Below are 26341 nucleotides of genomic sequence, written 5' to 3' on the forward strand. Positions count from 1 at the left end.
TCTGAAAAGGCAAAGCCCCCGCCGCGGCGGGGGCTTTGCCTTTTTGCGCTGCTACCTGATTACGCGGTCGGGCCGGGTGTAGACGTTCATCGACTCGCCGCGCAGGAACGCCACGAGTGTGAGCCCGGCCTGGCTGGCCAGGTCGACCGCCAACGAGGACGGCGCGGACACCGCTGCGAGCACGGGGATGCCGGCCATGACGGCTTTCTGTGTCAGTTCGAACGACGCCCGGCCGCTGACCAGCAGGACGGTGTCGGTCAGCGGAATGCGGTCGTGCTCGAGTGCCCACCCGATCACCTTGTCCACCGCGTTGTGTCGGCCGATGTCCTCGCGGGCGACGAACATCTCTCCCACGGCGCTGAAGAGCGCGGCGGCGTGCAAGCCGCCGGTGCTGTTGAACACCTTCTGGGCCTGGCGCAGCCGCTGTGGCATCGCTGTGAGCACGTCGGAGGTGACGCTGGTCGGGTCGTCGCCGGGGGAGTAGTGGCTGACGGTTCGGACCGCATCGATGGACGCCTTGCCGCACACGCCGCATGACGAGGTGGTGTAGAAATTGCGCGTCACGTCAACGGACGGCGGCGGGACGTGCGGTGCCAACGTCACGTCGAGCACGTTGTAGGTGTTGGCGCCATCTTCGGTGGCGCCCCGGCAGTATGCGACGCGAGCGATGTCGCCGCGGCGCGCGATCACGCCCTCGGTGAGCAGAAACCCTTGGGCCAGTTCCACATCCGAACCCGGCGTCCGCATCGTCACGGTGAGGGGAGTGCCGTTGACCCGGATTTCCAGGGGTTCCTCGACTGCCAGGGTTTCCGGGCGGGATACCGCGCCGCTGGCGGTGACGTGTTCGGCTCGGCGCCGTGCGGTTACGCGACCCATGGCTGGTCAGATCCCGCCCTCGCTGCGATCGGCCCCCGGGGCAAGCCTGATCACCACAGCCTTGGATACCGGGGTATTGGATTTTCGGGCGGTGTGGTCCAGCGGGATCAGCGGATTGGTCTCGGGGTAGTAGGCCGCGGCATTACCGACTGGGGTCGAATAGGGCACCACCAGAAAGTCTTTCGCACGGCGCTCGTGGCCGTCGAATTCGGACACCAAGTCGACGCGGCTGCCTTCTTGCAGACCCAACGCCGCGATATCGGCCGGGTTGACGAACACCACCCGGCGGCCGCCCTTGACGCCGCGGTAGCGGTCGTCCAGGCCGTAGATGGTGGTGTTGTACTGGTCGTGGCTGCGCAGCGTCTGCAGTACCAGCCGGCCTTCGGGTACCGGCACCCATTCGACGGGTTCGGCCGAGAAGTTGGCTTTGCCTGTGTGCGTGGGGAACTCGCGGGAATCCCGGGGTGGGTGCGGCAGCTGGAAGCCATCAGGCTGGCGGACCCGGGTGTTGTAGTCGGCGCATCCGGGGACGACGTCGGCGATGGCGTCACGGATGCCGTCGTAGTCGGCGTTGAAGGATTCCCACGGCACGGGGTGGTCGGGGCCCAGCAGCTTGCGGCCCAACTGGCAGACGATGGCGACCTCGCTGCGCACGCAGTCGCTGGGCGGGGTCAGCCCACCGCGCGACAGATGCACCATCGACATCGAGTCCTCCACCGACACCAGCTGCTTGCCGCCGGCCTGAAAATCCTTGTCGGTGCGGCCCAGCGTCGGCAGGATCAGTGCGGTGCGGCCGTGCACCAGGTGACTGCGGTTGAGTTTCGTCGAAATCTGCACCGTCAGCGTGCAATTGCGCATCGCCGCGGCGGTCACGTCGGTATCGGGGGTGGCGGAGACGAAGTTGCCGCCCATCCCGACGAAAACCTTGGCGTGCCCGTCACGCATGGCGCGTATCGCATCCACCGTGTCGTGACCGTGCTTGCGTGGAGAGGTGATCCCGAAGCGGGTGTCGAGCGCGGCCAGGAACTCTTCGGGCATCTTCTCCCAGATGCCCATGGTCCGGTCACCCTGCACGTTGGAGTGCCCGCGCACGGGACACACTCCCGCTCCGGGTTTTCCGATCATGCCGCGCATGAGCAGGAGGTTGGTGGCCTCGCCGATGGTGGCCACCGCGTGCGTGTGTTGGGTCAGGCCCATCGCCCAGCAGATGATGGTGCGCTCCGACCGGGCCAGCGCCTCGGCAACCCGGTGCAGCTGCTCCTGGCTGATCCCGCTGGCCTCGGTGACGGTGTCCAGTTCGATTGCGCGGGTGCGGGTTTCGTATTCCTCGAAGCCGGCACAGTGGCGGGCGATGAAGTCGCGGTCCAGCACCGTCCCTGGTTCGCGGTCTTCGGCTTCCAGCAGCAGCCGACCCAGCCCGGCGAACAGGGCCATGTCGCCGCCGATGCGGATCTGCACGAACTCGTCGGCGATGGGCACCCCGTGGCCGACGACGCCGTGCACCTTCTGCGGGTCCTTGAATCGCATCAATCCGGCCTCGGGCAGCGGGTTGATGGCGATGATCTTGGCGCCGCCCGCTTTGGCCTTCTCCAGCACCGACAGCATGCGGGGGTGGTTGGTGCCCGGGTTCTGTCCGGCGATGACGATGCAGTCGGCATGGATGACGTCGTCGACGGTGACCGAGCCCTTGCCGATGCCGATCGATTCGACCAGGGCGGTGCCTGACGACTCGTGGCACATGTTCGAGCAGTCCGGCAGGTTGTTGGTGCCGTAACTGCGCACGAGCAATTGGTACAGGAATGCGGCCTCGTTGCTGGTGCGGCCCGAGGTGTAGAACAGCGCTTCGTCGGGGCTGCTGAGGGCCGTCAATTCCTGGGCGATCAACGCGTAGGCGTCGTCCCAGTCGATCGGGCGGTAGTGGGTGTCGCCGGGTGCCAGCACCATGGGGTGGGTGAGCCGGCCTTGCTGGGACAGCCAGTACTCGGGCCGGTCGGCCAGGTCGGCCACCGAATGCCGGGCGAAGAACTCCGGGGTGACGCGGCGCAGCGTGGCTTCTTCTGCCACGGCCTTGGCGCCGTTTTCGCAGAACTCGGCGAGCTTGCGGCCGCCGTGTTCCTCCGGCCAGGCGCAGCCCGGACAGTCGAACCCGTGCCGCTGGTTGATCTTGCTGAGCGTCTCGGCGGTGCGCAGCGGCCCCATCTGCCGAAGTCCCCGCTGCATGCTGACCATCACGGCCTTGACTCCCGCGGCTTCGTGTTCGGCGCCGGTGACCGTTACCGCGTGTTCGTCGTAGGTGGCGTCAACATCGTGGCCGTCTCTGACCGTGGTCATCTTCCCAATCTAATCCCCGTAATCGGCGATCCCGGCCTGGAAGCGGGGCGCGAGCCATCGGTAATTCATATGCCGCGATAGGTGGCGCCTATCGCCCGTGGTACGGCGTCCGCCAACCCGGGTATCGCCGGCGGACGGTCGCGGCTCGAGGACCTAAGCCCCTAGCTGAATATACGGGAGGGGGTATTGTTCGAGGAGGTGTGATCAATACCCCCACCCGTATTGATCGGGGTTGGAATATGATACCCCTGGGGGTACTTGATATACCCATAGGGGTATAGCTCAGAGTGGTGCTACCCAACTAGGAGAAAGAAGCCGTGATGATCCTCCAGCAGTATTACCTGGATTGCCTGTCGCACGCGTCCTACCTGATCGGTGACGAAACCACCGGACGCGCAGTCGTTGTGGACCCGCAGCGCGACGTGGCCGGATATGTCGCCGATGCCAAAGAGCGCGGGCTGACCATCGAACTGGTCATCGAGACCCACTTTCACGCGGACTTCCTCTCCGGGCACCTCGAGCTGGCGAAGGCCACCGGCGCCAAGATCGTCTACTCGTCCGTCGCCGAGACCGAGTTCGACTCGATGGGTGTCGCCGACGGTGAGCGGTACTCGCTGGGCGACGTGACGCTGGAGTTCCGGCACACCCCGGGACACACCCCCGAGTCGATGAGCGTGGTGGTCTACGAGCACGCGGATGACCAGACGCCCTACGGCGTCATGACCGGGGACACGCTGTTCATCGGCGATGTGGGCCGCCCCGACCTGCTGGCCTCGATCGGCTACACGCGCGAGGAACTGGCGGACAAGCTCTATGACTCGTTGCATGACAAGTTGATGACACTGCCCGACGCGACCCGGGTGTACCCGGCACATGGTGCGGGCTCGGCATGCGGCAAGAATCTGTCGACCGACCTGTGGTCGACGATCGGTGATCAGAAGGCGACGAACTACGCGCTGCGGGCTGCCGACAAAGCCTCGTTCATGAACCTCGTCACCGAAGGGCAGCCGCCCGCACCGGGCTATTTCGTCTACGACGCGATCCTGAACCGCAAGGACCGAGAGCTGTTGGACGAGACCAAGATGCCGACGGCGATGACCTACGAGCAGGCCCGCAAGGCGATCGACGCCGGCGCTGTTTTGGTGGACGGGCGTGGACCCGAGGAATTCGCGCTGGGCCATCTGCGTGGCGCGGTCAACATCGGCCTGCAAGGTCGTTACGCAGAGTTCGCCGGTTCGGTCCTACCGTCCGATGTCGACATCGTGCTGTTTACCGAACCCGGTCAGGAACTCGAGGGTAAGAACCGGCTCGCCCGCATCGGCTTCGACCGGGTGATCGGCTACGTGGCCGAGCCGTACGCGGTGTTGGTTGACCACCCCAGTGATGTCCGGGTGGCATCGAGGCTGACCGCCAAGGCTTTTGGTGAACGGGCCGCCGAACTGCCGAACCTGCAGATCGTCGATGTCCGCAACCCCGGTGAGGTTGCGGCCGGGGCCATCCCGAACGCCATCGGCATCCCGGTGGGGCAGTTGCCCACTCGGCTGGCTGAGCTGGACCCCGCCAAACCGACCGTCGTCTATTGCGCCGGTGGGTATCGCTCATCGGTCGCAGCAAGCCTGTTGCGGCGGAACGGATTCAACGACGTCAGTGACATCGTGGGCGGGTATGGCGCCTGGGCAGAAGCCGTCGAGAACGCCTGAAGATCGGAGACATCACAGATATGACCATCACTGCCAAGCACCAGATCCTGATCGTCGGCGGCGGGACCGCCGGCATCACGGTCGCCGCCCGGTTGCTCCGCAAGGGCTACACCGACGTCGCGGTCATCGAACCCTCGGACAAGCACTACTACCAACCGCTGTGGACGCTCGTCGGCGGCGGACAGGCGCAGGTGTCCGCGACCGAGCGCGCCGAATCCTCGGTGATGCCCAAGGGCACGACCTGGATCAGGAACGCCGCGAGCGCTTTTGATCCCGATAGCAACACGGTGACGTGCGCCGACGGTGCGACGTATGAGTACGACGCACTGGTGGTCTGCCCTGGTATCCAACTGGACTGGGATCGCACCGAGGGGCTGGCGGACACTCTGGGCCGCGACGGCGTCTCGTCGAACTACCGATTCGACCTCGCGCCGCGGACCTGGGATTTCATCCGGAACCTGCGGTCGGGTACCGCGGTCTTCACGGTTCCCTCCGGAGCCATCAAGTGTGCCGGAGCTCCGCAGAAGATCGCCTATCTGGCGTCTGACTACTGGCGATCGCAGGGCGTGCTCAAGGACATCGACGTGCACCTCGTCATGCCGGGAGCGCGGCCGTTCGGGATTCCCGCGATCGCGGACAGCCTCGACAAGGTGATCGCCGACTACGGCATCACCTTGCACACCAACTCCGAGGTGACGTTGGTCGACGCGGCGTCGCACAAGGTCGGCGTCACCAGTGTCGCGGCGGGTGGGACCGACGCGATGCTGCCCTACGACGTCCTTCATGCCGTGCCGCGGCAGTCCGCACCGGACTGGATCAAGCACAGCCCGCTGTCGACTGGTGACGCAATGGGTTACGTCGACATCGACAAGCACACCATGCAGCACGTGCGGTATCCGAATGTCTTCAGCCTCGGCGACGCCGGTTCGTCGCCGAATTCGAAGACCGGCGCCGCCATCCGCAAGCAGGCCCCGGTGGTGGTCGCCAATATCGATTCCGTCCTGAACGGCCGGCCACTGCGCGCGTCCTACGACGGTTACTCGTCGTGCCCGATCGTCACCTCGTCGCACGCGATGCTGCTCGCCGAGTTCGACTATGACCTGAATCTGGAACCTTCGTTCCCACTACTCAATCCGACGACCCCGCACCGGGCGTACTGGTACCTGAAGAAGTACGGGCTTCCGTTCATGTATTGGAATCTCATGCTGAAAGGTCTGGCCTGACAAGGCAATTGCATCACAACGAAAGGAGATCGCAATGACCACCAAAACCTTGACGGCCGCCGATTTCGAGGCGACCATCACCGACAACCCGATCGTGCTCATCGATTTCTGGGCATCGTGGTGCGGTCCGTGCCGCGCCTTCGCTCCGGTATTCGATCGATCGGCGCAGTCGCACCCCGATGTGGTGCACGCCAAGGTCGATACCGAAGCACAGCAGCAGCTTGCCGCGGCCCTCGAAATCCAGGCGATCCCAACGATCATGGCGTTCCGCGACGGCGTCCTCGTCTACCGCCAGCCCGGCGCGATACCGGCTGCGGCCCTCGAGGATCTGATCACCCAGGTCAAGGAACTCGACATGGCCGACGTGCGGGCCCACATCGCAGGCAAGACGCACAAGACGCCCTGACCGACGCGACCCGCCGTTCCGCTCGAGGAGAGTGAAGTTCCGTGAATGTCGTTCTCGCCCTTGGCCTGGGCGCTGTCATAGGCGTCCTGCTCGGCCTACTCGGCGGAGGCGGGTCCATCCTGGCGGTGCCGGCGTTGGTCTATGTGCTGGGGCTCGGGATTGAGCAGGCAATTCCGTTGTCGCTGTTGGTCGTCGGCATCGCGTCGGCGGTCGGCGCGATGCCGAAGATTCGTGCCGGGCACGTTCAATGGCGGTTGGCTGCCATCTTCTCGGCCGCCGGCATCCCGGCAACGTTCGTCGGCAGCGCCATCGGCCGTCATCTGCCGCAGCCGGCGCTGCTCGTCGGCTTCGCGGTGGTGATGGTGCTGGCCGGAATCCGGATGCTGCAGGACAACGGCGGCACCGGTACCGCCTGCAAGGTGGGCGACTCGGGAATCAACTGGCGCCGCTGTGCCTCCAGGTCGATTCCTGCGGGCTTCCTCGTCGGCCTGCTCACCGGACTCTTCGGTGTCGGCGGCGGCTTTCTGATCGTTCCGGCGCTGGTGTTGATGCTCGGGGTGGAGATGCCCGTCGCGATCGGTACCTCGCTCCTCATCATCGTCGCGAACTCGGTGGCGGGTCTCCTGTCTCATCTGAGCGGCACCAGCATCGACTGGACCATCGCCGCGGCTTTCGTCGGCACGGCGATCGTCGGTTCGTTGATCGCCGGCCACCTCGGCACCCGGCTCGACACCCGGCGGCTGCAGCATGGATTCGCCTATCTCGTCTTCGCCGTCGCGGCGTATGTCCTTGTCGACACCATCGTCGTGAGCTGGTAGCCGTCACGAGTGCGTTGTCGGTAACAGCCGGGCCGCCGCCGGACGATGTCGCGAATCTTCACCGAACCGACATGTTGCCGCCCCGTCGCCGGACGTGCACGGTTGCCCAGCTTCTGGACAATGGCGGTATGGATACCGATACCGGTCGTGGTACGCCGGGTCGCCGCGCCTGGGCCGACCCGCTGGCGTTGGGGTTCCAGGCGCACCGGCAGCTGATGTTGCTACGTCTGCGTTGGCACGGCCGCCGCCTGGACACCCGTCCAGACGGCCAGCCGGACTGACGCCTAATCGCTTGCGCCACCAGCGTTTTCCGGTGCGGCGGCAGAGGTGCCCAATGGCGCCGACGGCCATCTCCGAGTGTTAGCGACGACGACTACTGGCGAGTAGCCGGTTTCTTAGGAATACTCGGTCACCGGACGTGACCAATGCCACATAATTGATCGGTGTGAACACCTGTCAAGTCACGGACCTGCGCATTTATTGGGTCGCAACCCAGCCGTCATCGGCGCGTCCGGGTCAGCCCACCCTAAGAGAAGTGCAATAATCGGTACTAGCAGTGACATCAAAATTTTGGCGGCGCCGAGCTGGCGATCGTGAGGGCCGCTTTGCGGCGTCTCCGGAAACAGTGCGACGGACTCCGAAACAGAGTGTGAAAGGCAGGCGTCGTGGGTCTTAACGACGGCGACAACGGCACCTCGCGGCAGAAGCTCGAGAAGGTCGTCATCCGCTTCGCTGGTGACTCCGGTGACGGTATGCAGCTGACCGGTGACCGGTTCACTTCGGAAGCCGCGCTCTTCGGCAATGACCTTGCGACGCAGCCGAACTACCCCGCCGAGATCCGCGCACCACAGGGCACCCTGCCCGGCGTGTCGTCGTTCCAGATCCAGATCGCGGATTACGACATCCTCACCGCCGGTGACCGCCCCGACGTGCTGGTCGCCATGAACCCGGCCGCGCTCAAGGCCAACGTTGCCGACCTGCCGCGCGGCGGCATGATCATCGCCAACTCCGATGAGTTCACCAAGCGCAACCTGGCCAAGGTCGGGTACGAAGAGAACCCGCTGGAGAACGACGAACTGTCCGAGTTCGTGGTCATCCCCGTCGCGATGACCACGCTGACCCTGGCCGCGGTCGAGGCCATCGGCGCGACCAAGAAGGACGGTCAGCGCGCCAAGAACATGTTCGGGCTCGGCCTGCTGTCCTGGATGTACGGCCGCGAGCTGGAGCACAGCGAGGCCTTCATTCGCGAGAAGTTCGCCCGCAAGCCCGAGATCGCCGAGGCCAACGTGCTGGCGCTCAAGGCCGGCTGGAACTACGGCGAGACCACCGAGGCCTTCGGCACCACCTACGAGGTGGCCCCGGCCAAGCTCAAGTCCGGTGAATACCGTCAGATCTCCGGCAACACGGCCATGGCGTACGGCATCGTCGCCGCCGGTCAACTCGGTGACATTCAGGTGGTGCTCGGCACCTACCCGATCACCCCGGCCAGCGACATCCTGCACGAGCTGTCCAAGCACAAGAACTTCAATGTCCTGACCTTCCAGGCCGAGGACGAGATCGCCGGTATCGGCGCGGCCATCGGTGCCTCGTACGGCGGTGCGCTGGGCGTGACCAGCACCTCGGGTCCCGGCGTCTCGCTGAAGTCCGAGGCCATCGGCCTCGCGGTGATGACCGAGCTGCCGCTCATCGTCATCGACGTGCAGCGCGGTGGCCCGTCCACCGGGCTGCCGACCAAGACCGAGCAGGCCGACCTGCTGCAGGCGCTCTACGGCCGCAACGGCGAGTCGCCCGTCGCGGTGCTGGCGCCGTGCTCCCCGTCGGATTGCTTCGACATCGCGGTGGAGGCGGCGCGGATCGCCATCACCTACCACACCCCGGTGATCATCCTGTCCGACGGCGCGATCGCCAACGGCTCCGAGCCGTGGCGCATCCCCGACATCGCGAGCTACCCGGCCATCGAGCACACCTTCGCCAAGCCGGACGAGCCGTTCCAGCCCTACGCGCGCGACCCCGAGACGTTGGGTCGCCAATTCGCCATCCCGGGCACCCCGGGCCTGGAGCACCGCATCGGTGGTCTGGAAGCGGCCAACGGCTCCGGCAACATCTCCTACGAGCCCAAGAACCACGACCTCATGGTCCGGTTGCGTCAGCTCAAGATCGACGGCATCAAGGTCCCCGACCTCGAGGTCGACGACCCGAGCGGCGAAGCCGAACTGCTGATGCTCGGTTGGGGCAGCTCCTACGGTCCCATCGGTGAAGCCTGCCGCCGGGCCCGTCGCAACGGCATCAAGGTTGCGCATGCTCAGCTGCGCCACCTCAACCCGTTCCCGGCCAACCTCGAAGAGGTCCTGCGCAAGTACGACAAGGTCGTCGTGCCGGAGATGAACCTCGGCCAGTTGGCGCTGCTCCTGCGCGGCAAGTACCTGGTCGATGTCCAGTCGGTGACCAAGGTCGAGGGCATGGCGTTCCTGGCAGATGAGGTCGAGGGCATCATCAGCGCGGCGCTGGACGGATCGTTGCGCGAAAAGGAAACTGACAAGGCCAAGTTCGCACGGTTGGCAGCCGCCACCGTGGAAACCGGTGTGGGAGCAAACGCATGACGGATCTGATCGGTGCTGATCTGGGCCTGACCGAAGCCCTCAGCAAGACTGCCCTGGTTCCGACTACGGACCAGCCGCAGAAGGGCAAGGACTTCACCAGCGACCAGGAGGTGCGCTGGTGCCCGGGTTGTGGTGACTACGTCATCCTCAACACCATCCGCAACTTCCTGCCGGAGCTGGGCCTGCGCCGCGAGAACATCGCGTTCGTCAGCGGAATCGGCTGCTCCAGCCGGTTCCCGTACTACCTGGAGACCTACGGGTTCCACTCGATCCACGGTCGTGCCCCGACCATCGCCACCGGCCTGGCGCTGGCGCGTCCGGACCTGTCGGTGTGGGTCGTCACCGGTGACGGTGACGCGCTGTCGATCGGCGGTAATCACCTGATCCACGCGCTGCGCCGCAACATCAACATCACGATCCTGCTGTTCAACAACCGGATCTACGGCCTGACCAAGGGCCAGTACTCGCCGACCTCCGAGGTCGGCAAGGTCACCAAGTCGACCCCGATGGGTTCGCTGGACCAGCCGTTCAACCCGGTGTCGCTGGCCCTGGGCGCCGAGGCCACGTTCGTCGGCCGGGCGCTGGACTCCGACCGCAAGGGTCTGACCGAGGTGCTCAAGGCCGCGGCCGCCCACCGCGGCGCTGCCATCGTCGAGATCCTGCAGGACTGCCCGATCTTCAACGACGGTTCCTTCGACGCCCTGCGCAAGGAAGGCGCCGAGGAGCGGCTGATCAACCTGCAGCACGGCCAGCCGATCACCTTCGGCGCGGAGAACGAGTACTGCGTGACCAAGTCCGGCTACGGACTGGAGATCGGCAAGACCGCTGACGTCGACCCCGGTGACATCGTGGTGCACAACGCGCACATCGACGACCCGGCCTACGCGTTCGCGCTGTCGCGCCTGTCGGAGCAGAACCTGGAGCACACCGTGATGGGCATCTTCCGTCAGGTGAACCGGCCGACCTACGACGACGAAGCGCGTGCGCAGGTGAAGTCGGCGATGGATTCCAAGGCGCACGACACCGCCGCTCTGCAATCCTTGCTGCGTGGCAAGGACACCTGGACAGTCGACTGAACCTGACGCTTTGACCGAGGACGCCCCGCTGGCCGCAGTTGTATTGGCCGGCGGGGCGTCTCGTCGTATGGGGCGGGACAAGGCCACCGTGCGGTTCCGCGGATCGGTGGGGGAGATCACCTTCGTCGAGCAGGTGGTGGCGACCCTGCGATCCCGGTGCGCGCGGGTGTTCGTGATCGCCGCTCGTGGCCAGGCGCTGCCCGACCTGGATGCGGAGGTGCTGCGGGATGCGACGCCCGGCATCGGACCCCTGTTGGCCACTGCGCGTGGGCTGCGTGCCGCGGCCGATGCCGGATATGCGCGCGCCTTCGTGTGCGCCGTGGATATGCCGTATCTGACAGTCGAGCTGATCGATGAACTCGCCGGGCACGCGGCGCGCGTGGACGCCGATGTGGTGCTGCCCTGGGACGGCCGCGATCACTATTTGGCGGGCATCTACCGGACCGCGCTGGCCACCCGGGCCGACGAGCTGGTGGCCCGCGGGCGGCGGAGCATGCGGGCACTGGTCGACACCGCCGACACCCAGCGGGTGGTGATGGACCGGCAGCGGGCACTGGTCAACGTCAACAGCCCCGCCGACTTCGTCTGAGCAACTCAGCAAAGGTCCATGGCGGGGCTGCGTATTCACGAATTTCTCTACGTTCGGCGAATTTGAATTATCGGTATTTCCGCGATTCGTAACGAATGCGCAAATGAAACCGCGCAATTCTGTGCAATTCGCCGGCCGTTCGATGATCGAATTTCGAACATGCTGTGGCACAACGGATTTGGGTGATCGCGGGCCGGGCCGTTGTTTAACGGCGTCTGAACGGTTCGCGTCGTAGGCATGAAAAGTCCTGATTGGTGCCGGTGTCGAGTGGCTCGTTCCACCTCGATGCGGTTTGACGCGCCCGTCGGCAGCGAACTGAAGCCCTGGCGTCACTGGGTTTCACGATGCGACACGCCGGAGGTTTAGCGCCGACACTGCTGAAATGCGCCGCTGACCTGCGACGACTGTGACTCGTGTGAATTGAATTTTGTGCGCCAGGCCACAATTTGATGGTGACCTCTATCACGAAATGTTGTCGAACGGTGATTTGTTAGGGCCGCTTTATACATCGCGTGACCTGCTTATGTTCCTCTCAGGATCAACCGTGATCTGCCTGTTATCTGGCTGGGATGGGTTCGACATAGCGAGCCGAATACTTGCTACGGTCCTCGTGCTGCTCCAAGAGAGCAAACAACTGAAAAAACCATGAACCTGCGTGTGAGCGGGATCGCGGTGGGAACAGAGCACAAGGCCTGTTGCCCGTGGCGTCCGCCGGCTTCGAGCCCGGACCGATCAAGCCGCCCCCGCTGTCGTGTCTGACCGAGACGGCACGATTCAGCCCCCTACGCCTGCCCGGCAGGCAGCACGTCGCACCGCCTATGTGCGGGCGATGGATGGCGCGCGCTCGGCGAGAGGAACGAAGTGAAGAACATCCGCACAACGCTTGGACTGGTTGCCGTTGCTGGGGCAGTTGCTGTGGCCCCGATGGTCATCGGTACCGGTACCGCGAACGCGGACAGCGGGGTCAACTGGGACGCCGTTGCAGCTTGCGAATCTGGTGGTAACTGGGGCATCGCCACCGGTAACGGCTACTACGGTGGCCTGCAGTTCACCATGGGCACCTGGCACGCCCACGGCGGCTCCGGCTCGCCGTCGTCGGCCAGTCGCGAAGAGCAGATCCGGGTTGCCGAGAACGTTCGTGCCAGCCAGGGCATGGGTGCCTGGCCGGTCTGCGGCCGCCGGGGTTAACTCCGCGCGCCTACGAGCGCCACAACCGCTCGAACGTGACGACAGAGGGTGTCGGACCATATGGTCCGACACCCTCTGTCGTTGCCGGAGCCATCCTGGGTGATCCGTCACCTGATGAAACGATGGGGGCATGGCGACGCATGACATCGCGACCAGCCTCGGCACCCTGCATCTTGACGTCACCGGCTCCGGTGACCCGATCCTGCTGATGCCCAGCCTGCTGACCGACCACACGCTCTACGCCGCGCAGGTGGCCCACTTCTCCGGTAGATACACCACGATCGCGGTCGACCCGCCCGGGCAGGGACGCAGCCAGCCGCTGCGCGGCGCCTTCACCTTCGAGGAGAGTGCTCGGGCATATGTCGACGTCCTGGACGGGCTGGGGCTGCCGTGGGCACATCTGGTGGGCAATTCGTGGGGCGCCATGATCGGCGGCGCGATCTCTGCGATCTTCCCGGACCGGGTCGGGTGCGCCGTACTGCTCAACGGCACCGCATCGGAGGGGCCTCGATGGGATCGTCTGCAGCTCGCGCTGGCGGCGCGGCTGACCCGACTGGCCGGGCGCCCACTCTTCGTGCGGTCGACGGTGGTGCCGCGCTTCCTCGGGGTGACCACCCGCCGGCAGCGTCGCGACCTGGTCGACGGACTCGTGGGAATGATCAGGCGCAACAACGCGCGGTCCGCCAGCTTTGCGGTGGAGAGCATCGTGGTCCGGCGTCCGGACCAGCACGCGTTGTTCGGCCGCATCGGCGTTCCCACGCTCGTGGTCGCCGGCCGTGAAGACGAGAGCTTTCCGGTCGCCGAAGTGCGCCGGATGGCCGAGGCGATTCCGGGCTCGGAACTGGTGGTCCTGGAGCAGGTCGGGCACCTGGCCGCATATGAGGCGCCGGACACCGTCAACGCTCTCATCGACGACTTCCTCGACCGCCACCGCCGCCGATAATCGGGTGAGGCGCCGAGCCGTCATGTGCTAACAACGGAGTATGGCCGTGACCCCGTTCGATGACCTGGATGCCTACCTCCGTCTGCCCCGGGTGTCCGGGCTCGCAGTGTCGCCCGACGGCCGTCGCGTCGTCACGATGATCAGTGAGCTGACTGACAAGGGCAACGAATTTGTCACCGCAGCTTGGGAACTCGACCCGGACGGGCAGCGCGACGCGCGCAGGCTGACGTACGGGGCCAAAGGGGAGTCCCAGCCGGCCTTCACCGCGGCCGGCGATCTGCTGTTCGTCGCGGCACGAGCCACCGATTCCGACGACGATCCGCCCGCGGCGCTGTGGCGCTTACCGGCGAACGGCGGTGAAGCGCAACGGATTCTCGAGCTGTCGGGCGGCGTCAGCGCGGTGCACGCCGCCCGTTCTGCTGACGTCGTGGTGGTGACGGCGCCGATGCTCCCGTCGGCCGGCACGCCCGACGACGACAAGCGCCTGCGCACGCTGCGCAAAGACAACAAAGTCTCGGCCATCCTGCACACCGGCTATCCGGTACGGCACTGGGATCACGACCTGGGGCCGGATCACGCGCACCTGCTCCGTGTCGAATCCGGTGCGGCTCAGGACATCACGCCGCAGCCCGGTATGGCGTTGAACGAAGCCACCGTGGATATCAGTGCCGACGGGACCTTCGCGGTCGCGTCCTGGGAGATACCCGCACCGGGGGCGGCATTGCGCAGTGTCCTGGTTCGCATCGACATCGGCACCGGCGAGCGCACGGTGATCGCCGACGACCCCGGTGCCGACCTGGGCGGCCCGGCGATCTCGCCCGATGGCAGCGCGGTCGCTTTCCTCCGCGAGACGCATTCGACGCCGAATCGAGCACCGCGGATCACCTTGTGCCGCCAGGCCTTCGGTGGCGAGCCGGTGGAGCTCACCACGCAGTGGGACCGCTGGCCGACGTCGGTGCGGTGGTCGCACGACGGATCGACGCTGTTGGTGACGGCCGACGACAACGGCCGCGCTCCGATCTTCACCGTCGACCCGGCGAGCGGAGCGGTCAGTCAATTGACCCACGATGACTTCGCCTACGGCGAGGTACGCCCCGTCGCGGGCGGTGTGGTGTATGCCCTGCGCAGCAGTTACCTGACCCCGCCGCATCCGGTCCGGGTGGACGCCTCCGGCGCCGTCACGGTGCTGCCGTGCGTCGAAATTCCCGAATTGCCAGGTGAACTGGTCGAGCTGACGGCGACGACGGACGACGGCATGGCCGTTCGGTCCTGGTTGACACTGCCTGCCGGCGACACGCCGGCACCGCTGCTGCTGTGGGTGCACGGCGGACCGGTGGGCAGCTGGAACACCTGGCACTGGCGCTGGAATCCGTGGCTGCTCACCGCGCTCGGCTACGCGGTGCTGATGCCGGACCCGGCGCTGTCGACCGGATATGGTCAGGACTTCATCCAACGTGGCTGGGGTGCTTGGGGTTTCGCGCCGTTCACCGACTTGATGGCTGCCGTCGACGGCGCCTGCGGCCACCCGCGCGTCGACGCCGGCCGGATCGCGGCGATGGGCGGCTCGTTCGGTGGCTACATGGCCAACTGGATCGCCGGGCACACCGACCGGTTCGCCGCGATCGTCACCCACGCCAGCCTGTGGGCCCTGGACCAATTCGGGCCGACCACCGACGGCGCCTACTGGTGGGCCCGCGAGATGACACCCGAGATGGCCGAACGCAATTCGCCGCACCGCCACGTCGAGAACATCACGACCCCGATGCTCGTGATCCACGGGGACAAGGACTATCGGGTCCCGATCGGCGAAGGCCTGCGGTTGTGGAACGACCTGCTGACCAGGTCGGGGCTGCCCGCCGACGACACCGGCGCCACCGCGCACCGCTACCTCTACTACCCGTCGGAAGGGCACTGGATCGCCGCGCCGCAGCACGCCAAGATCTGGTACCAGGTGGTGACGGCGTTCCTGTCCGAGCACGTCCTGAAGGAACACATCGACCTGCCGGAGACCCTCGGCTGAGTCTGATTTGCCGCACTCGCCCCCGCAAGCGGGAGGTACCCCCACATCGCGGCTCGTTCCTCGCCGCTTGATCGTCGTACGGCTAGGTTGAGCAGCATGACTGCACCGCAGCGCGAATTCGACATCGTTCTCTACGGCGCCACCGGCTTCGTCGGGAAGCTGACCGCCCAATATCTGGCCGAGCATGGAGGGGCCGCGCGGATCGCGCTGGCCGGCCGGTCAATGGACAAACTGGCCGCGGTCCGGGACTCCCTCGGCGCGGCCGGTCAGGGCTGGGGACTGATCCACGCCGATGCCTCGTCGCAGCAGAGCCTGGATGCGATGGCGGCCCGGACCCAGGTGGTCGTCACCACGGTCGGTCCGTACCTGAAGTATGGCCTGCCGCTGGTGGCCGCGTGTGCGGCGGCCGGCACCGACTACGCCGACCTCACCGGGGAGAGCCTGTTCATCCGGGAGAGCATCGACCTGTTCCACAAGCAGGCCGCCGATACGGGTGCCCGCATCGTGCACTCCTGCGGATTCGATTCCATCCCTTCGGATCTCACCGTCTACGCGCTGTACAAGGCGGCCCAGGCCGACGGAGCCGGGGAGCTCACCGACACCGACTACGTGCTGCGTGGCTTCTCCGGTGGCGTCTCGGGCGGCACCGTCGCCTCAATGCTGGAGTTGTTCTCACTGACGTCCGGCGACGAGGAGCTGCGTCGGACCATGATGGACCCCTACACGCTGACCACCGATCGCGCCGCCGAGCCGGAAGTGGGCCACCAGTCCGACACCCCGTGGCGTCGCGGTCGGGACATCGCGCCGGAGCTCGCCGGCACCTGGACCGGCGCCTTCGTCATGGCGGTGGCGAACACGCGCATCGTGCGGCGCACCAATGCGCTGCTGGACTGGCACTACGGCCGCCGGTTCCGGTACGCGGAGCACATGAGCCTGGGGTCGTCGCCCATCGCTCCCGTCGCCTCGGCGCTGGGTACCGCGGTCAACGCGGCCGTGATGAACCTCGGCAGTCGCTTCTTCAACAAGCTGCCCCGTGGCCTCATCGACCGGGTCGTCCCGAAGCCGGGCACCGGACCCAGCGAGCAGGCCCGGGACAACGGTCACTACCGCGTCGAGACGTACACCCGCACCACCAGTGGCGCCCGGTACCGCTCCGTCATGGCTCAGCAGGGTGACCCGGGCTACAAGGCCACCGCGGTGTTGCTGGGGGAGTGCGGCTTGGCGCTGGCGCTCGACCGCGACCGGCTTTCGGACTTGACGGGCGTCCTGACCCCGGCCGCCGCCATGGGCGACGTGCTCCTCACCCGGCTGCCGGCCGCCGGCGTCACGTTCGAAACCGAAGCGCTGGGGCGCTGATTCGCGCAGCAAGCGCGGAAGTGCTGTGCCGCGTCGCCGACCCGGCTAGTGTCGGCGACGAGGTTTCACACACATCCCGGGGACATGAGGTGGAAAGCCATGGCTGGTCTTGACGAACTGCTCAATCAGATTCCGACACAAGAGATTGCGGCCAAACTGGGTGCGGATGAAGGCGAGGTGAACAGCGCCGTACAACAGCTGGTGCCGCTGCTGGTGGGCGGTCTGCAACACACCGCGCAGGACCCCGATAACGCGGCCGGCATCGAGCACGATGCCACCGACCACGCGGCGAGCGGACTGCTCGACGGTGGCGTCACCGTCGAGCAGGTGAACCAGGACCAGGGCGCCGACGCCATCGCGAAGATCTTCGGCGGCAATGACAGCGGTCAGGTCGCGTCCGCACTGGCCGGCGGCGGCGCCGGCAACAGTGAGCTGATCCAGAAGTTGTTGCCCATCCTGGCGCCCATCGTGCTGGCGTACATCGGCAAGCAGCTCGGCGGTGGCGGGGCGTCGACCCCCGCGGCGTCCGGCGGCGGTCTCGGCGACGTGCTGGGCAACATCCTCGGCGGGGCGCTGGGGGGTAACAACGCCGGCGGCAAGACGAACTCCGGGGACAACCCGCTGGGGAGCATTCTGGGCAGTGTCCTCGGCGGCGGTGGCAACCAGGGCGCCGGCGGCGTGCTCGGCAGTGTCCTCGGCGGGTTGTTCGGCAACCGCAAGTAGTTCTCCGCGCGGCGGTAAATGTGCCGCTTGCCGGGCGCATTTAGGTCAGGTCGCGGCGCTTACCTAGAATTGGCCGGTGACTGCCAGCGATACACCTGATCCCACGACCGTGAATGCGGCCTCCGATGCGGAGATTGCCCTGCCCAAATCGTGGGATCCGAGCGCGGTAGAAGCTGACATGTACCAGCGCTGGGTCGACGCCGGGTACTTCACCGCCGACCCGACCAGCGACAAGCCGCCGTACTCCATCGTGCTGCCGCCGCCGAACGTCACCGGCAGCCTGCACATGGGCCACGCCCTCGACCACACCCTGATGGACGCGCTGACCCGGCGAAAGCGCATGCAGGGTTTCGAGGTGCTGTGGTTGCCTGGCATGGACCACGCCGGCATCGCGACGCAGACCCTGGTCGAGAAGCAGCTCGCCGCCGGCGGCCAAACCAAAGAAGACTTCGGCCGCGAGGGCTTCGTCGAGAAGGTCTGGGAATGGAAGCGCGAGTCCGGCGGCACCATCGGCGGCCAGATGCGGCGCCTGGGCGACGGTGTCGACTGGAGCCGGGATCGGTTCACCATGGACGAAGGCCTGTCGCGGGCCGTCCGCACCATCTTCAAGCGGCTGTTCGACGCCGGGCTCATCTACCGCGCCGAGCGGCTGGTCAACTGGTCGCCGGTTCTGGAGACCGCGATCTCCGACCTCGAGGTGAAGTACGACGACGTCGAGGGCGAACTCGTGTCGTTCCGGTACGGCTCGATGAACGACGCGGAACCCCACATCGTGGTGGCCACCACGCGACTCGAGACGATGTTGGGTGACACCGCCATCGCCGTGCACCCAGAGGACGAGCGCTACCGCGCGCTGGTCGGCAGCACGCTGCCGCACCCGTTCCTGGATCGCGACATCATCATCGTGGCCGACGAGCACGTCGACCCCGAATTCGGTACCGGCGCAGTCAAAGTCACGCCCGCGCACGATCCGAACGACTTCGAGATCGGCCTGCGGCACAACCTGGCGATGCCGACCATCATGGACACCAAGGGTGCGATCGCCGGTACCGGAACCGAATTCGACGGAATGGACCGCTTCGAGGCCCGCGTCAAGGTGCGCGAGAAGCTGGCCGCCGAGGGCCGGATCGTCGCCGAGAAGCGGCCGTACCTGCACAGCGTCGGGCACTCCGAGCGCAGCGGCGAGGCCATCGAGCCGCGGCTGTCCATGCAGTGGTGGGTCAAGGTGGAGTCGCTGGCCAAGGCGGCGGGTGACGCAGTCCGTAACGGCGACACCGTGATTCACCCGGCCAGCCTGGAGCCGCGTTGGTTCGCCTGGGTCGACGACATGCACGACTGGTGCATCTCGCGGCAGCTCTGGTGGGGACACCGCATCCCGATCTGGCACGGCCCGGACGGCGAGACCGTCTGCGTCGGCCCGGACGAGGAGCCGCCGGCCGGCTGGGAGCAGGACCCCGACGTGCTCGACACTTGGTTCTCGTCGGCGCTGTGGCCGTTCTCCACCATGGGCTGGCCGGACAAGACGCCTGAACTCGAGAAGTTCTATCCGACAACGGTTCTGGTGACCGGATACGACATCCTGTTCTTCTGGGTGGCCCGGATGATGATGTTCGGCACCTTCGTGGCCGACGACCCGGTCCTGGGCGGATGCGCCGGTGGATCTCAAGTGCCGTTTCGTAATGTCTTCCTGCACGGCCTGATTCGCGATCAGTTCGGCCAGAAGATGAGCAAGTCCAAGGGCAACGGTATCGACCCGCTGGACTGGGTGGAGACGTTCGGCGCCGACGCGCTGCGCTTCACCCTGGCTCGCGGTGCCAGTCCCGGCGGCGACCTGTCGATCGGTGAGGACCACGCCCGCGCGTCCCGCAACTTCGCGACCAAGCTGTTCAACGCAACGCGTTTCGCGATGATGAATGGCGCGGCCCCGGCTGAGCTGCCGGCGGCTGCTGAGCTCACCGACGCCGACCGCTGGATTCTGGGCCGGCTCGAAGAGGTCCGCGTCGACGTAGATGACTCGCTCGACACTTATCAGTTCAGCCGCGCCTGCGAGGCGCTGTACCACTTCGCGTGGGACGAGTTCTGTGACTGGTACCTGGAGCTCGCGAAAGCCCAACTGTTCGAAGGTGGTTCGCGCGCAGAGCACACCAAGGCCGTGCTGGCCGCCGTGCTCGACGTGCTGCTCAAGCTGCTGCACCCGGTGATGCCGTTCGTCACCGAGGCGCTGTGGAAGTCGCTGAGCGGTGGCGAGTCGGTGGTCATCGCGCAGTGGCCGCGGGCATCCGGTGTCGAGCTCGATGAGGTGTCCGCCGGCCGGATCACCGACATGCAGAAGCTGATCACCGAGGTGCGCCGGTTCCGCAGCGACCAGGGCCTCAACGACCGGCAGAAGGTGCCTGCCCGCCTGGTGGGTATCAGCGAAGCAGACCTGGACGCCCAGGTCGCCGCGGTGACGTCCCTGGCCTGGCTGACCGAACCGGCTGCCGACTTCAACCCCTCCGCGGCCGTGGAGGTCCGGCTGTCGAAGGGCACCGTCGTGGTCGAGGTGGACACCTCGGGCACGGTCGACGTCGCCGCCGAGCGTCGTCGGCTGGAGAAGGACCTGGCTGCCGCGCAGAAGGAACTCGCCCAGACCACAGGCAAATTGGGCAACGAGGCGTTCCTGGCAAAGGCTCCCGAAGATGTGGTCGCCAAGATTCGGGGTCGCCAGCAGCTGGCCTCCGAAGAGGTCGACCGGATCAACGCCCGGCTGGCCGGTCTGCGATGACGGAACCGCGGCCCCGGTTCGATGGCGCCACTGGCGCGGCTCCGACGCCCGACGAGATCGCCGAGCTGCTGCAGGTCGAGTACCTGCTCGACCAGCGGTGGCCGGAGACGAAGATCGAGCCGAGCACGGTGCGCATCGAGGCGCTGCTGGAGATGCTCGGCTCGCCGCAGCGCGGCTACCCGAGCATCCACGTGGCCGGCACCAACGGCAAGACCTCGGTCACCCGGATGATCGACGCGCTGCTGACCGCGTTCAGCCGGCGCACCGGCCGGACCACCAGCCCGCACCTGCAGGCCGCCACCGAGCGCATCGCGATCGACGGAAAGCCCATCAGCCCAGCGCAATACGTCGCGACCTACGCCGAGATCGAACCGTTCGTCGAGATCGTCGACCGCCAGTCGGAAGCCGGCGAACTGGGGGAGCCGGGCCCCAAGATGAGCAAGTTCGAGGTGCTCACCGCCATGGCGTTCGCGGCCTTCGCCGATGCGCCGGTGGACGTGGCGGTCGTCGAGACCGGGCTGGGCGGACGCTGGGATGCCACCAACGTCGTCGACGCCCCGGTCGCCGTCATCACTCCGATCGGCTTGGACCACACCGACTTTCTCGGTGACACCATCGCCGCGATCGCGCGGGAGAAGGCCGGCATCATCGCCCGTCAGCAGCCCGACCTGGTACCCGCCGACACCGACCCCAGCACCGTCGCGGTGATTGCCCGCCAGGTGCCCGAGGCCATGGAAGTGCTGATGGCCCAGGCGGTTACGGCCGACGCCGCGGTCGCGCGCGAGGATTCCGAATTCGCCGTCCGTGGCCGTCAGGTCGCCATCGGTGGGCAGATGCTGGAACTGCAGGGCCTCGGTGGTGTCTACACCGACATCTTCCTGCCGTTGCACGGCGAGCATCAGGCGCACAATGCTGCGCTGGCGCTGGCCGCGGTCGAGGCGTTCTTCGGCGCCGGCGCCGACCGTCAACTCGACGTCGATACCGTGCGCGCCGGCTTCGCCGCGGTGCGCAATCCGGGTCGCCTGGAGCGGATGCGCAGTGCCCCAACGGTGTTCATCGATGCGGCGCACAACCCCGCCGGGGCCGCCGCGCTCGCCGACGCACTCCAGACGGAGTTCGAATTCCGGTTCCTGGTCGGCGTCGTCTCCGTCATGGCGGACAAGGACGTCGACGGCATCCTGACCGCGCTCGAGCCGGCGTTCGACCTGCTGGTCGTGACGCACAACGGGTCGCCGCGGGCCATGGACGTCGAATCCCTTGCCGCGCTGGCCGAGGAGCGGTTCGGTCCCGAGCGCGTCATCACCGCGCCGAACCTGGCCGACGCCATCGAGGCGGCGACGGCGTTGGTCGAGGAATCGGGCAACGACTACGGCTCGGTCGGGGGCTCGTCCGACGGCTTCTCCGGCGCGGGCATGGTGATCACCGGTTCGGTCGTGACGGCCGGAGCGGCCCGCACCCTGTTCGGAAAGGACCCGGCGTGAGCACCCCTAGCCAGCAGCCCGACCCGTGGAAGAGTTTCCGCGGCGTGATGGCAGGCACGCTGATCCTGGAAGTCATCGTGGTGCTGCTGGCGCTGCCGGTGGTGTCGGTGTTCCACGGGGGTCTGACGCCACTCAGCAGTGGCTACCTGATCGGCATGGCGATCGTGCTGGCGCTGCTGTCAGGGCTGCAGGGCCGGTCCTGGGCGCTGGCGGCGAACGTCGGCATTCAATTCGTGCTGATCCTCGGCGCGTTCATCGACGTGACCATCGGCGTCGTCGGCATCATTTTCCTGCTGGTCTGGGTGCTGATCCTCTACCTGCGGTCTGAGGTCAAGCGTCGCCAGGACCGCGGTCTGCTGCCTGGCCAGCAGTGACTTCTGCCCGAATCGCTGGATTCGGTTACTGACTAGTACGCTGTCCGCCGTGACTGAGCAGACCCTTGTTTTGATCAAGCCCGACGGCGTCAAGCGCAACCTGATCGGCGAAATCATCAGCCGAATCGAGCGCAAGGGCCTGACCTTTGCTGCTCTCGAGCTGAAGACTGTCAGCGTGGAGCTGGCGACCAAGCACTACGCCGAGCACGAGGACAAGCCCTTCTTCGGCGACCTGCTGGAATTCATCACCTCGGGCCCGGTTGTGGCCGCGATCGTCGAGGGCCCGCGCGCCGTCGCCGCCTTCCGGCAAATCGCCGGCGGCACCGACCCGGTGGAGAAGGCCGCGACCGGCACCATCCGTGGTGACCTGGCCCTGATCACCCAGGACAACCTGGTTCACGGCTCGGATTCCCCGGAGTCCGCGGCCCGCGAAATCGCCCTCTGGTTCCCCGGTAACTGACACTGTGGTCCGCCGGTAGCTGAGCTACCGGCGGCACCTCGTCGGAGATTGGCCGGCGATGTGGGATACTGGCGTACGGGTGACCTGCTTCATACCAGGAGCGGACGCCCGGATGAAGACTTAGACGACGCGACCACCCGGAGAAATCCGAGTGCGGCGCCGACCGTCCAGCCATCATTCAGCCAGGCACCGAGGGCTCCCCATGGGCCGCTAGGTGCGAGACCACAACAATCTCGGGAGAAGTTCCCCGAGCCAATACAAGAAGCCCTCGCGTGGCCGCGTCGCACGACGCGCCCGGGGGCTTGAGGAGAATACGTGGCCGACGATGCCCAACTTGAAGCCCGATCCGAAGACGCCGGCAGCGCCGCGGAGCCGATAGAGCTCCCCGAGCGCCTGCGGATTTTCTCGCTGGCCCGGATCCTCGGGACCACCAGCAAGAAGATCACCGAGACCCTCGCCGGGGTCGACGGTAGGCCCCGCAATCCCGCTTCCACGGTGAACCGTGCCGAGGCCGAGCGGGTCCGCGACCTGCTGGGCCTCGGTGGCGAAGCCGCCGAGGTCACGGCCCCTGCCGCGCCCGTGGAGTCCGCCGAGCAGTCCGCCGATGCGGCGGACGAGGATGCCGCTGAGGTCGCCGTCGAAGCCGTCGACGTCGCCGAAGCTGCCGTCGAGATCGCCCGCGAGGCGGCAGAGGCAGGCGACGCGCAGCCCGACGAAGACGAGCCCGAGTCCCGGCTGCTGTTGGAGACGGTTCCGGCCGCCCCAACGACCTCCGCCGAGCCCGCCGACTACTTGCCGCTCTTCGTGGCGCCGCAGCCCGTGACGTTCCGGCCGCCCGCCGAGCCCGACGACTTCGCCGACGACGACAACGACGACATCACCGACGACGTGGCCGACAGCGCCGACGACGGTGGCGAGGATGGCAGCGACGACGACAGCGAGCGGCCCGCCAACCGGCGCCGCCGTCGTGGTCGCCGTGGTCGTGGCCGCGGTCGGGGCGAACAGAGCAGCGACGACGCGACGGACGCCGACGCCGAGGGCGAGGCGCAGGACGCCTCGGCCGAGGGTGACGAGGACGCCGACGCCGAGGGTGACGAGGACTCCGGTGACGACGACGCGAACGCGTCCGACGGTGCCAGCCGCCGTCGTCGCCGCCGTCGCCGGCGCAAGTCCGGTGGTGCCGGTGGTGACGACGCCGACGGTGAGGCCGCCTCGGCCGACGATCCGCCCAACACCGTCGTCCACGAGCGCGCCCCGCGGGCGAAGTCGGACAACAACGAAATCCAGGGCATCACCGGATCCACCCGGCTGGAGGCCAAGCGTCAGCGCCGCCGCGACGGTCGTGACGCGGGCCGCCGCCGTCCGCCGATCCTGAGCGAGGCCGAGTTCCTGGCCCGCCGCGAGGCCGTCGAACGCGTGATGGTGGTGCGAGACAAGGTCCGCACCGAGCCGCCGCACGAAGGCGCCCGGTACACCCAGATCGCCGTGCTGGAAGACGGCGTCGTGGTCGAGCACTTCGTCACTTCAGCGGCTTCTGCCTCTCTGGTCGGCAACATCTACCTCGGCATCGTGCAGAACGTGCTGCCCTCGATGGAGGCGGCGTTCGTCGACATCGGCCGGGGCCGCAATGGTGTGCTCTACGCCGGTGAGGTCAATTGGGAGGCCGCCGGCCTCGGTGGCAATAACCGCAAGATCGAGCAGGCGCTCAAGCCCGGCGACTACGTCGTCGTCCAGGTCAGCAAGGACCCGGTCGGGCACAAGGGCGCCCGCCTCACCACACAGATTTCGCTGGCCGGTCGGTACTTGGTGTACGTGCCGGGAGCGTCGTCGACCGGGATCAGCCGCAAGCTGCCCGACACCGAGCGGCAGCGCCTCAAGGAAATCCTCAAAGAGGTCGTGCCTGCCGATGCCGGCGTGATCATCCGCACCGCGTCCGAGGGCGTCAAGGAAGAGGACATCCGCGCGGACGTCAACCGGTTGCAGGAACGCTGGACCGAGGTCGAGACCACCGCCGCGGAGACCAAGGCGAAGGCGGCCGGCGCCGCGGTGGCGCTCTACGAAGAGCCTGACGTCCTGGTCAAGGTGATCCGCGACCTGTTCAACGAGGACTTCTCCAAGCTCGTGGTGTCGGGCGACGAGGCCTGGAACACCATCAGCAATTACGTCAATTCCGTTGCGCCGGAATTGCTTTCGCGCATGTCGCAGTACGAAAAGTCAGGCGGCGCCCAGTCCGATGTCGCCGGCAACCCGGCTCCGGCCGGGCCTGACGTGTTCTCGGTGTACCGCATCGACGAGCAGCTGGCCAAGGCGATGGATCGCAAGGTGTGGCTGCCCTCGGGCGGCACGCTGGTGATCGACCGCACCGAGGCCATGACGGTGGTCGACGTCAACACCGGCAAGTTCACCGGTTCGGGCGGAAACCTGGAGCAGACGGTCACCCGCAACAACCTCGAGGCGGCCGAGGAGATCGTCCGCCAGCTGCGGTTGCGTGACATCGGCGGCATCATCGTCATCGACTTCATCGACATGGTGCTCGAATCCAACCGCGACCTGGTATTGCGCCGCCTGACCGAGGCGCTGGCCCGGGACCGGACTCGCCACCAGGTGTCGGAGGTCACGTCGCTGGGTCTGGTGCAGCTGACGCGCAAGCGCCTCGGCACCGGCTTGATCGAGGCGTTCTCCACCACCTGCACGCACTGTGCGGGCCGCGGCATCATGCTGCACGGCGATCCGGTAGACACCGCGTCGGCGAACGGCCGCAAGACCGAAGCCGCGGGCGGTAGCGCGGGTGGAGGGGGCCGGCGCAGCAAGCGCGCCAAGAAGGTGGCGCCGCCTGTCGAGGAGGCTCCGGTGGCGAAGGTGCCGCCGCATCCGCAGGGCGAGCACCCGATGTTCAAGGCGATGGCGGCAGCGAACGGCAAGCATGAGGACGAACTCGATGATGAAGACCTCACCGAGGACATCGCCGAGGAAGTAACCGACGGCGATGTCGTCGAGTCCGCCGAAGCGCTGATCGAGCTGGACCAGGCCGACGACCTGGACGCCGACGAGGCTGACGAGGACGAGGACGACGCCGAAGACGACGAACTCGAAGTCGAACTCGATGAGGACTTCGAGGACAGCGACGACGACAGTGACGAGCTGGACCTCGACGAGGACGAGGACGACTCGGACGAAGACTCCGATGACGACGACTCCGATGACGACGACTCCGATGAAGAAGACTCCGATGACGACGAGGACGAGGACGAGGACGACGAGGAAGAGGCTGATCAGCCTGCTGAACCGGCCGTCAGCGCCGCTCCCGTCGTCCGGCAGCGGCGTCGCGCGGCGGCCCGCCCCGCCGGTCCGCCGGTCGGAGGTGTTGATGGCTGATGCCGTGGGGGTCCTCGCGGTTTGACCCTCGATTACCT

Annotated in this window: 20 protein-coding genes; 18 read left to right on the forward strand and 2 right to left on the reverse strand. The window is 66.8% G+C overall.

Annotated elements, in window-relative coordinates:
- Positions 1 to 51 precede the first annotated feature (51 nt).
- Both fdhD and G6N59_RS24175 read right to left on the reverse strand, forming a co-directional pair.
- The gene (fdhD, locus tag G6N59_RS24170; protein ID WP_138229459.1) at positions 52 to 876 is read right to left on the reverse strand and encodes a formate dehydrogenase accessory sulfurtransferase FdhD; all 825 of its coding nucleotides are present in this window, start codon (positions 874 to 876) and stop codon (positions 52 to 54) included.
- A 6-nt stretch (positions 877 to 882) separates the two neighbouring features.
- Positions 883 to 3207 carry an FdhF/YdeP family oxidoreductase gene (locus G6N59_RS24175; RefSeq protein ID WP_138229460.1) on the reverse strand — a complete coding sequence of 775 codons (2325 nt, stop codon included), beginning with the start codon at positions 3205 to 3207 and terminating at the stop codon, positions 883 to 885.
- A gap of 320 nt (positions 3208 to 3527) precedes the next feature.
- Between G6N59_RS24175 and G6N59_RS24180 the strand changes: the two genes are divergently transcribed.
- The 18 genes from G6N59_RS24180 to G6N59_RS24265 all read left to right on the forward strand — a co-directional run bounded on the left by G6N59_RS24180 (position 3528) and on the right by G6N59_RS24265 (position 26303).
- A complete protein-coding gene (locus G6N59_RS24180) occupies positions 3528 to 4907 on the forward strand; it encodes an MBL fold metallo-hydrolase (protein ID WP_138229461.1) in 1380 nt (459 codons plus the stop codon).
- Between the two features lie 20 nt (positions 4908 to 4927).
- Positions 4928 to 6130: an NAD(P)/FAD-dependent oxidoreductase gene (locus tag G6N59_RS24185; RefSeq protein ID WP_138229462.1), complete on the forward strand. Its 1203-nt coding sequence runs from the start codon at positions 4928 to 4930 to the stop codon at positions 6128 to 6130.
- Positions 6131 to 6164: 34 nt separating this feature from the next.
- Positions 6165 to 6536, forward strand: coding sequence for a thioredoxin (gene trxA / locus G6N59_RS24190; protein WP_138229463.1), 372 nt, complete (start codon positions 6165 to 6167; stop codon positions 6534 to 6536).
- Between the two features lie 41 nt (positions 6537 to 6577).
- On the forward strand, positions 6578 to 7354 hold the full coding sequence (locus tag G6N59_RS24195; RefSeq protein ID WP_138229464.1) for a sulfite exporter TauE/SafE family protein: 777 nt from the start codon (positions 6578 to 6580) through the stop codon (positions 7352 to 7354).
- Positions 7355 to 7482: 128 nt separating this feature from the next.
- Positions 7483 to 7635: a hypothetical protein gene (locus G6N59_RS24200; protein ID WP_020102196.1), complete on the forward strand. Its 153-nt coding sequence runs from the start codon at positions 7483 to 7485 to the stop codon at positions 7633 to 7635.
- A 384-nt stretch (positions 7636 to 8019) separates the two neighbouring features.
- Entirely contained in the window at positions 8020 to 9954 is a 1935-nt protein-coding gene (locus G6N59_RS24205; RefSeq protein WP_138229465.1) for a 2-oxoacid:acceptor oxidoreductase subunit alpha, read from the forward strand.
- Positions 9951 to 11030, forward strand: coding sequence for a 2-oxoacid:ferredoxin oxidoreductase subunit beta (locus G6N59_RS24210; protein ID WP_138229466.1), 1080 nt, complete (start codon positions 9951 to 9953; stop codon positions 11028 to 11030). Before G6N59_RS24205 ends, G6N59_RS24210 begins: the two co-directional genes overlap by 4 nt.
- 10 nt (positions 11031 to 11040) lie before the next feature.
- Complete coding sequence (gene mobA / locus G6N59_RS24215; protein WP_138229467.1) at positions 11041 to 11619, forward strand: molybdenum cofactor guanylyltransferase; 579 nt, start codon at positions 11041 to 11043, stop codon at positions 11617 to 11619.
- 861 nt (positions 11620 to 12480) lie between these two features.
- Entirely contained in the window at positions 12481 to 12807 is a 327-nt protein-coding gene (locus tag G6N59_RS24220; RefSeq protein ID WP_138229468.1) for a transglycosylase family protein, read from the forward strand.
- Between the two features lie 130 nt (positions 12808 to 12937).
- Positions 12938 to 13750, forward strand: a complete 813-nt coding sequence (locus G6N59_RS24225; protein ID WP_138229469.1) for an alpha/beta fold hydrolase — start codon at positions 12938 to 12940, stop codon at positions 13748 to 13750.
- Between the two features lie 40 nt (positions 13751 to 13790).
- Positions 13791 to 15770, forward strand: a complete 1980-nt coding sequence (locus G6N59_RS24230) for a S9 family peptidase (RefSeq protein ID WP_138229470.1) — start codon at positions 13791 to 13793, stop codon at positions 15768 to 15770.
- A 96-nt stretch (positions 15771 to 15866) separates the two neighbouring features.
- Positions 15867 to 17126: a saccharopine dehydrogenase family protein gene (locus G6N59_RS24235; protein ID WP_138229471.1), complete on the forward strand. Its 1260-nt coding sequence runs from the start codon at positions 15867 to 15869 to the stop codon at positions 17124 to 17126.
- A gap of 99 nt (positions 17127 to 17225) precedes the next feature.
- Positions 17226 to 17849: a DUF937 domain-containing protein gene (locus G6N59_RS24240; RefSeq protein WP_138229472.1), complete on the forward strand. Its 624-nt coding sequence runs from the start codon at positions 17226 to 17228 to the stop codon at positions 17847 to 17849.
- Between the two features lie 76 nt (positions 17850 to 17925).
- The gene (locus G6N59_RS24245) at positions 17926 to 20613 is read left to right on the forward strand and encodes a valine--tRNA ligase (RefSeq protein WP_407665781.1); all 2688 of its coding nucleotides are present in this window, start codon (positions 17926 to 17928) and stop codon (positions 20611 to 20613) included.
- Complete coding sequence (folC, locus tag G6N59_RS24250) at positions 20610 to 22094, forward strand: bifunctional tetrahydrofolate synthase/dihydrofolate synthase (protein ID WP_138229473.1); 1485 nt, start codon at positions 20610 to 20612, stop codon at positions 22092 to 22094. The genes G6N59_RS24245 and folC overlap by 4 nt, the downstream gene beginning before the upstream one ends.
- Positions 22095 to 22141: 47 nt before the next feature.
- Positions 22142 to 22468, forward strand: a complete 327-nt coding sequence (locus tag G6N59_RS24255) for a DUF4233 domain-containing protein (protein WP_138229679.1) — start codon at positions 22142 to 22144, stop codon at positions 22466 to 22468.
- Between the two features lie 49 nt (positions 22469 to 22517).
- Positions 22518 to 22928, forward strand: coding sequence for a nucleoside-diphosphate kinase (ndk, locus tag G6N59_RS24260; RefSeq protein ID WP_138229474.1), 411 nt, complete (start codon positions 22518 to 22520; stop codon positions 22926 to 22928).
- Positions 22929 to 23243: 315 nt separating this feature from the next.
- A complete protein-coding gene (locus G6N59_RS24265) occupies positions 23244 to 26303 on the forward strand; it encodes a ribonuclease E (protein ID WP_138229475.1) in 3060 nt (1019 codons plus the stop codon).
- Positions 26304 to 26341 lie beyond the last annotated feature (38 nt).

The organism is Mycolicibacterium aubagnense (genome assembly GCF_010730955.1).
GTDB lineage: Bacteria > Actinomycetota > Actinomycetes > Mycobacteriales > Mycobacteriaceae > Mycobacterium > Mycobacterium aubagnense.